Source organism: Ensifer sp. Root1252 (assembly GCF_001425885.1).
In the GTDB taxonomy this organism is placed as follows: domain Bacteria; phylum Pseudomonadota; class Alphaproteobacteria; order Rhizobiales; family Rhizobiaceae; genus Ensifer; species Ensifer canadensis.
In genome coordinates this window covers 12354-26590 of record NZ_LMDT01000021.1, presented here as the reverse complement: position 1 = coordinate 26590, position 14237 = coordinate 12354, and the positions used below count along the sequence as shown (strand labels likewise).

Genomic DNA, 14237 nt, shown 5'->3' with positions numbered 1-14237 from the left:
CCAGCCGTTCCGCTCCTGCCGATGACGAAGCGTATCTCGCGGTCATGCTCAGAGCCGGACTCGAAAAGAGTTCAATGGTAGCAATACCTTGCGAGACGTCTGGTGATGAGGCGGATATGTGCGATCATGATCCATGCTTCGGCTGAAGCGATGAATTTTTCGACGTCCTTCGCCAACCTCCGGCACCTTCCAAGCCATGCGAATGTTCGCTCGACGACCCAACGGCGTGGTAGCACTTCGAAACCTTTGGTCTTGTCGCTGCGCTTGATGATTTCGACCGTGAAGCGGCCGACCTTCTTCAGCTTCCGTTTCAATTTGTCGCCCGCATAGCCACCGTCGGCGAAAACATGCAGCAACCATGGCAATCTGTGACAAATCGATTTCAGTAAATCGGGAGCGCCATCTCGGTCCTGGATATCGGCGCTGTGAACCACGAGGCCGACCATCAGGCCGAGTGTATCGACGACGATATGGCGCTTGCGGCCCTTGATCTTTTTGCCGGCGTCGTAACCTCGAATGCCGCCGCTTTCGGTGGTTTTGACGCTTTGGCTGTCGATCACGCCTGCCGTAGGACTGGCCTCTTTGCCTTCCAGTTCGCGCGCCGCCATCACCAGATGGTGGTTGATGCGGGCCCAAAGCCCAATACCCCGCCACGCATAGAAGTATCGCTGAACCGTCGAGCACGGCGGAAAGTCCTTTGGCAGCATCCGCCATTGGCAGCCGGTCGAGGCGATATACAAAAGCGCATTCATGACCTCACGCAGCACCGTTGTTCGCGGTCGCCCAAGTCGACGGGGCGCAGGTAGAAGCGGCTCGACAATTCGCCATTCTCTATCCGTCATATCGCTTGCATAGCGTGCTGCTCGCCGGGCATATTGCCGACGGGTGGTTTCGGTCCAGGCCATCGTGAACTCCATCGAATCTTCGCAAATCCGAAGGAATCACAACCTTTTGAAATCACCCACTTCTTTTTGAGGCGGCCTCTCAGCGAATTTCCAAAACAAGCAGTTTTCCGGGGCCGCTCGGAATGGAGATCCACAAGAATGCGCGACCGAGGCCAGTGCGCCGAGCGGAAATGGCGACTTTCACCGCTGTTGGCGGTCGCGTGTTGTTGAGGTTCCCCACTTATAGGTCTCCGGCGACGATTGCGGCCCGCAATCTTTGGCTCTTTCGCTCTCTTGAGGCAACGCAACCGAACTCGGGCACCTTGTTTTCTTGTGCATCCGCCAGCCACTTCTGCGGATTGGTTTTCGAATTTGATGAGGGCTTTTCGTCGCAATGTGGCATGACCACATGCTCGAAACACCACGCCGATTTTGCGCGGACTGCAACAGCAGAAGGGCCATCTTTGCGCTGCCGAAGTCGAAATCTGATGGCGAGACAGCTAGTCTTGGCGCCCCTAACCGGCTAAAACGATTCCGTCGACTGTAATTGAAGGTAGAAAATGAATCATCTTTTGAGAAGGCTGCTGAAGCGCAATGTGCACGCTGGCGGCAGGAGTGTTTCAGACGCGGTTCATTCAATTTTCGATGGGTTTTCTTACCTGAAGGCTAACCCAGATGTGCGAGAATCGGGCATGGATCCGCTTTTTCACTATCTTCGCCACGGCATTGCTGAGGGGCGGAAGGCTCCGGATGGCTTCAACAAAGGTATATTAGACCTCGTCTACCGCGGGGACGCTAGTGCGAAAACTGTTCGCGAACTGCAGCTGAAATCGTTGGCGACTTCGCGCAGTCCGGACGTCGAACTTGATGAGACCGCAACGCGGGATAATCTTGGCGAGGGGTTTCCCTTGCCGGTTGGTGAGGTGATAGTTGCCGGTATTGTTTTGTACAACAATGATGCTGAAGAGATAAGGCGGCTACTTCGGTCAATACGGCGTAGCAAGAATATCGATGGTGTTGGGGTGTCGTTGATTGCTATTAACAACGGTGAACCTCTCGAAAGTCAGCTTCAGGCGGTCCTAAATGAATATAGTGTCGATATGTTGGAGAATTTGGATGGGAATATAGGGTCGTCAGCAGGTCACAGCAGGCTTATGCGCCGCGCGTTCGAAGGTCTTGGTGCTGTCGCTTACATGACGCTCAATCCGGATGGGTTTTTTCATCCACGTGCGTTGGAGCGCATGGTCCGCATGGCTCACCGGCATCAGTGGGGTGCGGCGATTGAGGCCGCGCAACTTCCGAACGAGAATGGTAAGTATTTCAATCCGGATACGTTTGATACTGAGTGGGCGGTAACCGCGTGTGCGCTATTTCCGCGTCGAATATGGGAAAAAGTAGGGGGCTTTGATCCGAATATCTTCCTGTACTGCGACGATGTGGATTATGGTTGGGAGATACGGCGTGCTGGATTCAAGGTGAAGTACTGCCCTTGGGCATACTACTTTCATGATTATGCCAGCCGGACAGCTGTCTCAGAGTTTTTCCGCAAGAACCGCTTGGAGGCTGGGCGCTATCTCGGCCACAAATGGGGAAATCCGGCATTTAGGCACATGTGCGAAACTCAGCTTGTAGAATTGGGTTTCTACGGCGGCCTTGAGGAAATGCCTAAGATTGATGATATTAACCCCCTGCCGCATTCGACGGACGTGGCAAACTTCCGCAATGAATTTTATTTCGCCGAAAGACGCTGGTGAACTCGAATGAAACACGTTGATGCTTTTAAAGACAAGATATCAATCTTAATACGCTTTCATGACCTTTCAAAACTAGAACAGCTTTCAATTTGCCTGTTGACACTTGAAGGCCAAATCTTTCCGCGGATTGAACCAGTCATCCTAACACAGCGTTTCTCCGCGCACCAAATTCGTGAAGTAGAGAATCTACTGAGTGAATTTTACTGGCACGAAGACGTCAACGCCAGAGTAATTAATGTCAATTCTCCAGAACCAGACGATTTGAGAACGCATTTACTTAACGTCGGTATTCGCGAAACTTGTGAATCTCGATTTTTTGCTGTTTTGGATTATGATGACTTTTGCGGTCAGGCGCATTATGAAAGGCTTATTGATCGCCTTAAACATAGCTCCGCGGCAATCGCATACTCAGGTCTATTGCTTGTAGAACAAAGCGTTTCAGATCTTTATAATTATACAGTGCGTAAACAGTTTGTTGTGAGAGACAGCTTTAGGCTGCAAAGGTTGTATGACAACCCTCACTTCCAAATGGCTTGTTTCGCGGTCGATAGATCCAAAGTCGATGCAGCGGATTTGCGATTCGACGAGGACATTGTTTACGAGGAGGACTACAATTTCAATTTGAGGCTTTCACTCCGCTACCCATCGGATTTCACAGCGGCAGCTGAAAAAGTGCCGGCGCTAATGCGGACATTGCGGCGCGACGGGACTAACTCAATAGTCTCAGAATTTGACGCACCTGCAGAGCGGGCGAGAAAGGCCGAGCTTCGGAGAGCTGGCCGCATGGCGAATGGAAGGCTCCGGCAGGAACTGTACAGTGAGGAGTTTGATCCATTTGTGCTCTTATGGACGGAGCCACTCCCAATCAGAGGAGGCACCGCATATAATTGGACAGTCTACTCCATGGGGATTGGTCTATCGCAGACCCCGAGACGCAATCAGTACGGGCACTTGCGAGTGGCTTATTCTCATCGCTATGGTCCGCTGATTTCCGCTTTCTCGCAGAGGAATTGGGCGTTTACGCAGGACTTCGATCTTGTACGTCAGGTTGAGGCCGAGCTTGGGCCAGCCATGACTTGGGACGAAAATGCTATCGCTGTTTGGAAGGACTTGATGCGGGGACGGGGCCGCGTTACCGAACTTCAGATGCGGTTGCTTGAGCGGGCGTATGAAGTATTTCCTTTTCAAACGATTCTAACGTGGGGGGTGAATGGGGCTGTCAAAGACTTTACCAGCATTCATGGGATGAGACATGTCTCGTTAGAATTGGGACCGACTAGGTTCCCTTTTCTAGAAACCGGGCATTGCGATCCTTTTGGAGTCAACGGAGATAGTGTGCTATCGCGATTGCCAGAGGATTTTGTACTTCCTCGGTTAGAATCCGAGCAGTGGTTGGACAAATTCGTCGCCCGAAACGGAATCGAATTGCCGCCCGTGCCCAGCGTCGTCAAGGAATTGCGAGAGACTGGAAAGAAAGTAGCGTTGATCCCACTGCAACTGGCCGATGACGCCAATTTCTTGTTGCATGCAGAACAATACAGTTCATTCGTCGACTTCCTCGAGGAGGTCGTGCCGGCGCTAAATGCGGCCGGCTGGACTTGCATCATTCGGCCCCATCCGGGGGGCACACGGGCAGACTATGTCAAAAGCGATCACGACAGATGTCGTGAGTGGCAATTGGCACAAGATCAGACGAAAGTGATTTGGTTTGAGGACGTAGTGACGCCCGCTCAACAAATTGGTTTGCTAAAGCATGTTGATGCGGTGGTCTCGGTCAACAGTTCGATGGCGTTTGAGGCAATGATATTAGGAACTGCTGTCGCTGTAACGGGGCGTAGTTCGTTCGGATTGCCTGGGCATATGCCTACGCTTGCAGATCTCGTGGCAAACAGCGATCTTCGCGATATTTTGATTTTGCAGCGTCGGTTAGTCGCTTTCAATTTGTTCCACCATCTCGTACCCGTGGGTGAGTTGTTCGTTCCAAGTCAATTGATGCGACGACTTTCGGAAGCCGAAAGCATGCGTTCGGTATATATATCTAAAGGTGCTGTCGGGCTCGCTGACTATTTGATTAACAATATACGGAGCCGTCTCACAGATTACCTGACTATGGGGATGGGGCCAATGCGAATGTCGCCCCCTGAGCGCATGAGCAAAGATAGGCTCTTTGATCATGCGCCGCCCGGCTTCTGACACTGCCGAAGCATAGCTCCAACTTGACGGGCTCACATGGACAAAAAAAGTGAAGTAATCCTGGTAGGGCACAGCCATCTTCAAGCACCGATGGCGGCTGCCAGATCTGCAACAAGTATCACAAAGTCCGATCCCGGGATGGTTTTTTCTTTCGTGCCAATTGACACGAAGAATAGGTGGCAGTCACCGCTCTTCGATGAGGAGCGCGCCGAAATCAATTCTGCAGTGGGAAGTGCATTAGCGGCGGCTGGGTTATTTGATGCTGATAGAAGACGGATATTGGTGGCAATCTTAGCCGGAAATATTCACAACGCGCTAGGTCTGATACAGCAAAAGCCAGCCTATGATGTGATCATTCCTTCTCGACCAGATCTAACGGCGGCTACCGGTGCAAGGATTGTTCCAGCGGAGCAGATCCTAAGTCACTTTCGACAACATTACAGGCCATTCGTCAATTTCCTGAAACTCGCTACAAAAATGGCTCAACCTGACAAAGTCTTTTGGGTGGAGCCTCCGCCACCGATAGAAAGTTCCGATCACATTGCCGCAAATATGGATCATTGGTTCAGATCTAACTATAGTGAATCAGATTTAGTCCCCGCCCTTCCGCAATTAAGATATAAGCTGTGGCTTCTGAACAGAATCGTGCTTCAAGAGGCCGCGTCTGAGGGGGGGTGGGCGCTGATCACTTGTCCCTCAGCGGCGCAGGACTCCAATGGATTCCTCACGCGAAAAGCATGGGCCGGCGATGCTACGCACGGATCAGCTTGGTATGGTGAGGAGTTACTAAAGAAAATCAAGGCAGAGATTGCCCACACATTGTGAAAGTTCATCAACATGGGCAGAAATCACCCATATCAGAATTTGAACGATTATGCGTTTTGGTCACGCTCAATGTCACGCGTCGCGCGCAGTGACGTCGATCCAGTCACAGCTAGTCCAAGATTTATAGAAAAGCATCACCTTATTGCCACTGCAGGTAGCTGTTTTGCCCAGCACCTAGCGCGTCGGCTCCAGAATATGGGTTACAACTACTTTATCGCAGAAAATATCCATCCGGTGCTCAGTCCTGCGGTAGCAGAACAACATAACTATGGAGTTTTTTCCGCGCGTTATGGCAACATATACACAGCTCGCCAGCTATTGCAGCTATTTAGGCGTGCCTTTGAAAACCTGAAGCCGAAAGACGATCACTGGAACACGACCGGCGTTTTCGTCGACCCGCTACGCCCCACCGTGCAGCCGGGTGGCTACCGGACTTTGGCAGAACTTGTTCGAGATCGTGATCATCACTTGGCTTGCGTCCGTGACATGTTCCAGCGGCTGGATTACTTTATATTCACACTGGGATTGACGGAAACTTGGATGAATGACAGCGATGGTGTTGTTTACCCTGTTTGCCCCGGCGTCGCGGATGGGCGATTTGATCCCACTAAACACATTTTTCATAATTTTAGCTATGAGGAAGTCGTTAATGACATGCGCGACTTTGTCACTGCATTGAAAAAGGTCAATGCGAAAGCTCAAGTTATCCTGACTGTTTCACCAGTCCCATTAGTCGCAACCAAGGAAGACCGGCACGTCTTGGTCTCGACGACCTACTCGAAATCTGTACTCAGAGTGGTCTGCGACAGCCTGAGCCGCGAATTTGAGCAGGTGCATTACTTCCCTTCATATGAGATTATAACCGGTCAGCACGCGGCAGGTGCATACTATGCAAGTGATCTTAGGGAAATCGATGAAGCTGGCGTTGATCATGTCATGAGGGTTTTCTCAAAGCACTTTCTGGCCGAGCAGTCCGTCACCCCCCAAGCGGTCAGTGTTTCGCAGCGAGAACAAAGGGAAAGTGATTTGAGAAAAATGTCGCAAACTTTTGTGGAGGTCGAATGTGACGAGCGATTGTTAGATGCTAAGGTCTGACAGCCGTTTCACTTCGAGTGCGGGTTGACATCCAGGAACTGATGGGCGCGCGCTGGACTGCGTCATCCTGAGTTGCGAGCCTGACTGCGCTGCCAGAGGCCGAACGCCGCGGCCTCGAAACGATCCGGTGCCATCCGAAATGAAAGCGGCGATGAGCGGCGCAAGCGTCAAGCCGTCTTGGAGGTCCTCTGACCTGTCACTGAACTTTCATCCGGCTGCGATTAGAGTCTCGGTAGCCTATGAACCGCCCCAGGTTTCTGGACCAGCGGATGGTAGAGTTTTCCGGCCGATGAAGTAACTCCTCGACAGATTTGCCGATGAGGGAGAACTTATCGCCTTATCGCCAGCGTCAAGGGTAAGCGGTTACCCGACCACGCTCGACTCGAAGTTCCACGGCATCAGAGCGTCGATATCCTGCGCGGGCCATCCGTTGGCCATGCGAGCTAAAATGAACAACGTCGATCCGCTCGCCTGGCTGACACAGACCTTAGTTCTCAGGTGACGGGCCACACAACGCCCACCTCTGCTGTCTTCAAATCTATAGGCGACCATTGGTGGCCCTGATCCCCCGAACGGCCGATCATCACGTTTATGTAGAGATCTACATAACCGGGATTATGTGCACCGTAAGCGGTTAGCCGACCACGCTCGACTCGAAGTTCCACGGCATCAGAGCGTCGATATCCTGCGCGCGCCATCCGTTGGCCATGCGAACTAAGGTCTGTGTCAGCCAGGCGAGCGGATCGACGTTGTTCATTTTAGCTGTCTGCAAAAGCGTGGCGATCGTGGCCCATGTGTTGCCACCGCCTTCGCTTCCGGCAAATAGACTATTCTTCCGTGTGATCGTTTGGGGACGGATTGCGCGCTCGACGATATTGGAGTCAATCTCGATGCGGCCGTCACCGAGAAAGCGTTCCAGAGATTGTCGGCGGGTCATTGCATAGCGGATCGCTTCCGCGGTTTTGGACTTGCCAGAGACCTTCGCCAGCTCCTTTTCCCAGATGTCAAAAAGGTTGGCGACAATGGCCGCAGACCGCTCTTGTCGTGCGGCAGCACGGAGGTTGGCATCCTTTCCCCGGATCTCGTCCTCGACCTTCCACAACTCGCTCATCGCCTTCACCGAGGCTGTCGCGGCGTGATTGATACCACCGATATGCAGTTCGTAGAATTTGCGCCTGACATGCGCCCAGCACCCTGCCAACGTGATGGTTTCGTTGCTGCCTGCCTTGACCTGCTCTTTGACCATGCTCGTATAGGCGCCGTGCCCATCAACCTGGAGAATGCCGTTGAAGCCGCTCAGGTGACGGGCCACACAGCGCCCACCTCTGCTGTCTTCAAATCTATAGGCGACCATTGGTGGCCCTGATCCCCCGAACGGCCGATCATCACGTGCATAGGCCCACAGCCATGCCGTCATTGTTTTTCCCGAACCAGGCACCAGGGTCGGCAATGTCGTTTCGTCGGCAAAGACCCTTTCACCTGCCTTGATTTTCTCCAGGATGTAATCGGCCAGGATCTTGAGCTCGAAGCCGAGATGTCCCATCCATTGAGCCATCAAGGAGCGGCTCAGCGTCACGCTATCGCGCAGGTAGATTGTTTCCTGACGGTAGAGCGGAAGGCCGTCGGCATATTTGGACACGGCGATGTAAGCCAGGAGCCGTTCGCTCGGCAGCCCGGCTTCGATGATATGGCCAGGCGCTAGAGCCTGCAGCACACCGTCACGCCCTCTGAATGCGTATTTCGGCCGGCGGGTAACGATGACCCTAAACTTCGGTGGGATGACATCGAGCCGCTCGGATCGGTCTTCGCCAATCAAAACCTTTTCCAGACCTCGGCATTCTTCGGGGATTTCAGGCTCGATGACCTCCTCGATGCGCTCGAGATGGGCGGCAAAGCCCTTGCGCGGGCGTGCTTCCCGCTTCTGCTTGTCTTTCCGTGACTGGTCGAGCTCGCTGTCGATCGCTGCCAGGCCGGTCTCGACTTCCTCGAACGCAAAGTCGATCTGATCGTCGTTGATCCCCAGTCGCAGCCGTTCCGAGCGCGTGCCTTTCTGAGCCCGCTCAAGCACTTTCACAATCGCAGTGAGAGTGGCTATCCGCTCGTCCGTATCCTTCTTGAGCGCCTCAAGCCGGGTGATCTCCGCTCGGGCAGCGGCGCCTTCTGCGCTCATGGCGACGATCATCGCCTTGAGTGCATCAACGTCGTCAGGAAGGTCCGAAGCAGAGAACGTCATTGCAGGAAGTAGATCACAAATAATGATCTTTTCCTAGCGTTTACAGTAACATGCGTGGGATTTCTTGGAGGGGTTCAGCCCGTCGAAAGCGGCCTCCTGATTGTCGCCGGGCGGATCTTCTTCCAATCCATTCCGGCCAGTAGGGCCATGAGCTGGGCATGATCCAGACGGATGCGCGCCGCCGTCGCTGCCGGCCAGCAAAAGCCATTTCCTTCGATAACTTTCGAATAGAGACAGACCCCGCTGCCATCCCACCACACGATCCGGACACGGTCCTTCCGCTTGGAACGGAACACGTAAAGGGCGCTATTGAAAGGATCGAGACCGCCATCCCTGACCAAAGCCATCAACGAAGCCGCTCCCTTGCGAAAGTCGACCGGTTGGCAGGAGACGTAAACGACAACGCCAGACGCAATCATGCCTTGCGCACCGCCCGTAGGATCTTGGCAAGATGATCCGGCTCGATATCTCCGGCCACGCGCACCACGACGTCACCCATGACGATCTCCACCGGTGAACTTGCAACAGCTTCGACGCGCGCGAAACTAACCCTTTCATGAGCCTCTTTCGAAAGGGGCACCACCGATCCCGAGGCCAATGCCTTGCGACGCCAGCCGTAAAGCTGCGAGGGATCTAGCCCCTCAGCGCGGGCGATCGCTGATACATTCGCCCCCGGCAGCATTGTCTCCGCAATCAGCCGTGCCTTCTCAGCATCCGGCCAATCTCGTGGCGTGCGCCTCGTCCGTATTGGTGTCGCCGTCAGAACCTCAAAGGCACGAGCCTGATTCACACTGTCGCTCATAGGTTTCTCCGCATGATTCATGCCGAAAATGAGCGATCTTTCGATGCCGCGCTACGTGGGATGGCCTACCCGCTTACTGTGCACCTCGTGATTATGGGCAGATTGCTGAGGCAGGAGGCTTTGTCAGGCGAAATGAGAAATTGACCCCCGGCGACGTCAGCAGCATCCTGGCTTGTCGCTTTCCGTTTTGCCTCGCCCAGCTTGCGGATGGGTGCGATGATATCCCCGGTGACGGCATGACCTCGAAGGACGGGCCTCCAAAGCTTAGGCGCGTATCCTGTTCCCAGCAGAAAGCAGAGGTCCCAATCGAAGATATCAAAGGTCTGATCATCGATCCTGGTGAACCTGGGCCGGTGTTTTTTCGGTGTTTCGGAAAGGCTTGCCGAGATGCGGTTGTACTCTGCAACGATCGTCTGCACGGCTTGATGTTCGGTTGTTTCCATCGGCAGGTTCAGGGCATCCGGACCGGTCAACTCCGGGATCCATTGGCGTGGGTCGATGAACTTCGGACCGATGATGAGCGCCGTAAGGTAGCCATCGAGACCGCTCATTGACCAAACTGGCGATGCCGGACGACGTCCCCTGATAAAGGCTTCGAACGCCTCGTCGCCGAGCTTTGGTCGTTCCGTCGTCTGCTGACTGTTCTGTGTCATGCCGCCCGTCGCTCCTGCTGTGTCATCGCTTCACGCTCAGCCTTCCAGGTCCAAGGCAGGAGACTTTCCATCTCGTTGGCTGTCACTTTGCCGGAGATGATCCGCTCCAGCACATCGGCAAGCCAGACCTCGGGATCCACGCCGTTCAATTTACAGGTGTTGACGAGGGATGCGATGACCGCGAAGGTCTTGCCGCCGCCGGGACTGCCTACGAACAGCGAGTTCTTTCTCGTCAGAGCCACCGACTTCATCGAACGCTCGACTACATTGGAGTCTACCTCGACGCGGCCATCATCGAGGAAGGCAGTCAGCCCGCCCCAGTGGTTGAGTGTGTAGGAGACCGCCTTGCCAAGCGCCGACTTCGCCGACACCTCGTTGCTCAATTCCGTGAGCTTGGCCTTCAGCACTTTCATGACGGGAGCGGTATCGCGACGCCTAACGATAAGCCGGGTATCGGCATTTTCCCCGCGCAAGTCCGCTTCGATGCGATAGATTTCGGCGATCCTGGCGAGGATCGACAAAGCCTCCGAAGAGTCGGTCAGTTTGACGACATCGACGAACTTGCGTCGTGCATGGGCAAGACAGAAGGCCAGTCGCATGGAGACGACATTGCTCTTTCCACGACGCTTGACCATGGTTTTATAGGCTTGGTACCCGTCTACCTGAAGCACGCCGGCAAACGACGACAGTTGCCCCCTCGACCTCGCGAGCGCTACGGCTTTCGGCAAAAGTGTAGGCCACCGCCGGCGGCGCCGGACCATTCCATGGGCGATCGTCGACCGCTTGCGCCCATAACTGGCAGACCTTGGTTCGTTTGCGCCCCGGATCGAGCCGCGGAAGCGGCGTCTCATCACAGAACACCCTCGGCTGCGAGCGGATGAAGGCGGTGAGCGCATCGTAGAGAAGCTCGAGCCACCAGGCGACCCGCGTGACCCAGGCGCCGAGCGTGCCTCGATCAATGGTCACGCCGCAGGAGGCCATCATCTGCGCCTGGCGATGGAGCGGGAGATGCCAGGCGAACTTCGAAACCGCGATATGAGCTGCGAATGCCGTGGTCACCATGCCGCCATCCATCACGCGTGCTGGTGCGGGCGCTTGGACAATGGCATTCTCGCATGCCCGGCAGGCATAGCGTGGTCGGGTCGTCCGTTTCACCCGGACAACGGCAGGCACGATGTCGAGCGCCTCGCTGACGTCCGTTCCGATGCAATGAAGCTCGAACGAACAGCAGGGGCAGACCTTGCTCTCCGGCTCGATGAGCTCGTCATAACGCGGAAGGTGCTTGGGCAAGTGGCCGATATTGCGAGCTGGCGATCGCCGTGCCTGCGTTTTGTATTCACCGACCGGCGCGACATCGTCATTGGCAGCAACGGGAATGTCGCTCAGATCGCCAAGGTCAAGGATCGCCTGTGTCGGATCGATGGTCGTCATCTTCTCCGATTTCGTCCCAAAAAGCTGGCCCTCAAGGAAGGCCACGCGCCTTAAGGTCGGCATTCTCTTCGTTGAGCGAGAGAATGATCCGGGTCAATCGCGCAGCGTCCTGGGGCAAGGAATCGTGTCGAAGCGGCATGACGGATCCTACCACGAAGGCCGGAATCATCAAGCAAAACCAATAGGATCAACCTACTTTCAAGGGGCGTTTTACCGGGTTCTGCTTCACCCTTGTCCAGTCAATGCCGGCCAGCAGAAGCGAGAACTCTTCGCGCGTCATCTGCATGGCGCCACCGCGGATCGGCGGCCAAACAAACTTGCCCGCCTCAAGCCACTTCGTCGCCAGGATCATGCCGGATCCGTCCCAATAAATGCAGCGAAGTCGATCGAGACGCTTGGCGCGGAACACGAACACGTCGCCGCAATACGGATCAGCCGCAAGCGCCGATGCCACCAATGCCACCAGGCCATTCATGCCGCGCCGGAAGTCGACAGGCTGCGTCGCAACCATGATCTTCACTCCACCAGGGGAAAGTCCGATCACCGGCGACCCCGCAACGCCGCCACGATCGCTTGCGCCAACTCGGGCGCCACCGTACCGATCACGGTCATGTGCGCGCCAGCAATCTCGATCTCAATCCGACCTGCGGCGAAGTGGGCGGCATCCGATTGAGAGCCCTGGTGGGCCGCTTGATCGCCGACCACCGTTACCGGCACGAACATCGCCTGCTGCGCGCAGACCTTGGCCGAGGGACGAGTGGTCAGCCCAGCCTCCCGACGCCAAACATTCAACAAGCCGCGATTGACGCCCCAGCGCCGAGCAACGGCCGAGATGTTCACATCAGGTTCCGCGCTTTCCGCAAGGATGCGCGCCTTCTCCTCGTCAGTCCAATTCCGCCGCTGGCGACGACCGGTGATCATCTCGATCCGACGATATTTTCCCTCATGCCTGTCTTCATCCATGACTTCAAGCATGGCATCAGCGCGATCTCCAACCATCCCGTTCCGCTTCTTCGGTGAAGGAGCTTATCTCGCGGCCTCGATCACAAAAGGAAAGGTGGGCTGTTCGTAGCGCTCACGATCTTTCGAAACCGCGCTACGTGGGATGGCCTACCCGCTTACCGTCAAGGCGAAATCTCCGCGATAGTGCGCGGCGGCAATCAAGGTGAGCCGTCTCATCCTGATCGTCGCGCTATAGCGATAGGCCGGTTACGCTGAAACTGGTTGGCCGCCCAGGTGAGGTGGTGAGCTCAGGGGACGTTCGGTTTCTCGATGGGTGGGTCTCAAAGAAAATCGTCTTACCAGACTGGCTCCCGAACCATTCTGATCTTCAGCAGCTTGCTGATGCGTAGCTTCCCAAGGTCACCATCCCATGGCATCAAACAGTCAGTTCCAGTTCGCTGGCTAAAAGCTGTCTAATCCTAGCTTGGCGCTCCGGATTCAATTCCTCAAGACCGAAGTGACAGTTCGAGCAGGGGCCGGATTTGGGTTCGTAGGTAAGCATAGAGCGTCTGAAGTTGGCCGCCAAAGAACTTGAGTAGCTTCGAAATATATCGGGGTCCGAATTTAGGTCGCTTATGATGTATTCCGCATGCTCATCGATATCCGATCGGAAATTGCAGCAGGGTACCATTTTCCCGTTGTAATCAATATAGATTCCCCAGACAGGCTGACTGCACGGCAGCACGCGAACATAGTCTCTTTTAATGTCGACCTGGTCACCTCGGCTTGTTCCGTTCAATTCGAAGTTCCGACCATACAGTCGAAGCTTCATATCTTTGTAGTCCAGTTGCATTTCATACCAGACGCCTGGTTGATCTATGGTAACGGTGTAAGGAAGTTTTAGCCTTCGTAGCGTTTGTTGGCCGCGCTTTATCGTCTTGTCGTGATCGTATTTCTCGTGGTTTTTAAGGTAAAGCTGTATATTTAGCGATCGCATGCCCGCGTCATAAAGTTCAGCGAGATATTCCATGTCCAAGTAGTCGCCATTGGTATTGGTGTGCAGCTTTGCCTTAGGGAGAGCGGTTCGTGCTTCTTTAAGCCTCTCGATGATGATTTTGTCAGCCAAAGGCTCGTTGTATCTACTGAAGGTAATCACGCCCGCGTAGTCGATTTCCGCAAGTTGGGAAATGATCGCCGTATATGTTTGTGAGGCCATGTGGATATTGCCGCTGATGCGGTCAATATGTGCGTTGGGACAAAACCAGCATCGCCTGTTGCAATAGGAAAACAATTCGACCTCGACCATTGAGACCGATTTACGAAAGAGATCCATAGACATATTGCGATCCGTAATCTCGACCAAATGGTTCGGGAGAATTTTATCAAAATAGCTGTAGCTCATGGGAAATTTCTCCTGTCGCAATG

Annotated in this window: 12 protein-coding genes and 1 pseudogene; 4 read left to right on the top strand and 9 right to left on the bottom strand. The window is 54.5% G+C overall.

From position 1 onward, the window contains the following. Positions 1–71 precede the first annotated feature (71 nt). Positions 72–905, bottom strand: coding sequence for an IS5 family transposase (locus tag ASD02_RS20520; protein ID WP_057220367.1), 834 nt, complete (start codon positions 903–905; stop codon positions 72–74). Between the two features lie 539 nt (positions 906–1444). Here ASD02_RS20520 and ASD02_RS20515 point away from each other — a divergent pair. Genes ASD02_RS20515 through ASD02_RS20500 form a run of 4 tightly spaced genes read left to right on the top strand, consistent with a single transcriptional unit; the run spans position 1445 to position 6751 of the window. Further along, entirely contained in the window at positions 1445–2638 is a 1194-nt protein-coding gene (locus tag ASD02_RS20515; protein ID WP_156408431.1) for a glycosyltransferase family 2 protein, read from the top strand. A gap of 6 nt (positions 2639–2644) precedes the next feature. Further along, complete coding sequence (locus ASD02_RS20510; RefSeq protein WP_082555579.1) at positions 2645–4831, top strand: hypothetical protein; 2187 nt, start codon at positions 2645–2647, stop codon at positions 4829–4831. Positions 4832–4867: 36 nt separating this feature from the next. Beyond that, on the top strand, positions 4868–5656 hold the full coding sequence (locus tag ASD02_RS20505; RefSeq protein ID WP_156408430.1) for a hypothetical protein: 789 nt from the start codon (positions 4868–4870) through the stop codon (positions 5654–5656). A gap of 12 nt (positions 5657–5668) precedes the next feature. Next, positions 5669–6751 carry a GSCFA domain-containing protein gene (locus tag ASD02_RS20500; RefSeq protein ID WP_063978416.1) on the top strand — a complete coding sequence of 361 codons (1083 nt, stop codon included), beginning with the start codon at positions 5669–5671 and terminating at the stop codon, positions 6749–6751. A gap of 634 nt (positions 6752–7385) precedes the next feature. On the opposite strand, the gene ASD02_RS20490 is transcribed toward ASD02_RS20500, so the two are convergent. The 8 genes and pseudogenes from ASD02_RS20490 to ASD02_RS20455 all read right to left on the bottom strand — a co-directional run bounded on the left by ASD02_RS20490 (position 7386) and on the right by ASD02_RS20455 (position 14214). Further along, positions 7386–8984, bottom strand: a complete 1599-nt coding sequence (locus tag ASD02_RS20490) for an IS66 family transposase (protein ID WP_057220210.1) — start codon at positions 8982–8984, stop codon at positions 7386–7388. A 74-nt stretch (positions 8985–9058) separates the two neighbouring features. Beyond that, positions 9059–9331 (bottom strand): IS66 family insertion sequence element accessory protein TnpB, encoded by a 273-nt coding sequence (tnpB, locus tag ASD02_RS20485; RefSeq protein ID WP_234838265.1) that lies wholly within the window; start codon positions 9329–9331, stop codon positions 9059–9061. Positions 9332–9399: 68 nt separating this feature from the next. Beyond that, a complete protein-coding gene (locus tag ASD02_RS20480) occupies positions 9400–9786 on the bottom strand; it encodes a transposase (RefSeq protein ID WP_057220209.1) in 387 nt (128 codons plus the stop codon). A 65-nt stretch (positions 9787–9851) separates the two neighbouring features. Continuing rightward, the gene (locus tag ASD02_RS20475; protein WP_244494250.1) at positions 9852–10439 is read right to left on the bottom strand and encodes a UPF0149 family protein; all 588 of its coding nucleotides are present in this window, start codon (positions 10437–10439) and stop codon (positions 9852–9854) included. Continuing rightward, positions 10436–12009, bottom strand: a pseudogene (locus ASD02_RS20470) (IS66 family transposase). Before ASD02_RS20470 ends, ASD02_RS20475 begins: the two are co-directional and overlap by 4 nt. A 48-nt stretch (positions 12010–12057) precedes the next feature. Beyond that, positions 12058–12414 (bottom strand): IS66 family insertion sequence element accessory protein TnpB, encoded by a 357-nt coding sequence (gene tnpB, locus ASD02_RS20465; RefSeq protein ID WP_057220208.1) that lies wholly within the window; start codon positions 12412–12414, stop codon positions 12058–12060. After that, positions 12411–12869 carry a transposase gene (locus ASD02_RS20460; protein ID WP_057220207.1) on the bottom strand — a complete coding sequence of 153 codons (459 nt, stop codon included), beginning with the start codon at positions 12867–12869 and terminating at the stop codon, positions 12411–12413. The genes tnpB (ASD02_RS20465) and ASD02_RS20460 overlap by 4 nt, the downstream gene beginning before the upstream one ends. A gap of 379 nt (positions 12870–13248) precedes the next feature. Next, a complete protein-coding gene (locus ASD02_RS20455) occupies positions 13249–14214 on the bottom strand; it encodes a radical SAM/SPASM domain-containing protein (RefSeq protein ID WP_057220206.1) in 966 nt (321 codons plus the stop codon). Positions 14215–14237: the final 23 nt, after the last annotated feature.

Coding starts and splice junctions, on each gene's coding strand:
- ASD02_RS20500 (WP_063978416.1), top strand. CDS start 5,669: ATGGGCAGAAATCACCCATATCAGAATTTGAACGATTATGCGTTTTGG.
- ASD02_RS20510 (WP_082555579.1), top strand. CDS start 2,645: ATGAAACACGTTGATGCTTTTAAAGACAAGATATCAATCTTAATACGC.
- ASD02_RS20520 (WP_057220367.1), bottom strand. CDS start 905: ATGGCCTGGACCGAAACCACCCGTCGGCAATATGCCCGGCGAGCAGCA.
- ASD02_RS20475 (WP_244494250.1), bottom strand. CDS start 10,439: ATGACACAGAACAGTCAGCAGACGACGGAACGACCAAAGCTCGGCGAC.
- ASD02_RS20505 (WP_156408430.1), top strand. CDS start 4,868: ATGGACAAAAAAAGTGAAGTAATCCTGGTAGGGCACAGCCATCTTCAA.
- ASD02_RS20460 (WP_057220207.1), bottom strand. CDS start 12,869: ATGGTTGGAGATCGCGCTGATGCCATGCTTGAAGTCATGGATGAAGAC.
- ASD02_RS20480 (WP_057220209.1), bottom strand. CDS start 9,786: ATGAGCGACAGTGTGAATCAGGCTCGTGCCTTTGAGGTTCTGACGGCG.
- ASD02_RS20455 (WP_057220206.1), bottom strand. CDS start 14,214: ATGAGCTACAGCTATTTTGATAAAATTCTCCCGAACCATTTGGTCGAG.
- ASD02_RS20515 (WP_156408431.1), top strand. CDS start 1,445: ATGAATCATCTTTTGAGAAGGCTGCTGAAGCGCAATGTGCACGCTGGC.
- tnpB (WP_234838265.1), bottom strand. CDS start 9,331: ATGGCTTTGGTCAGGGATGGCGGTCTCGATCCTTTCAATAGCGCCCTT.
- ASD02_RS20490 (WP_057220210.1), bottom strand. CDS start 8,984: ATGACGTTCTCTGCTTCGGACCTTCCTGACGACGTTGATGCACTCAAG.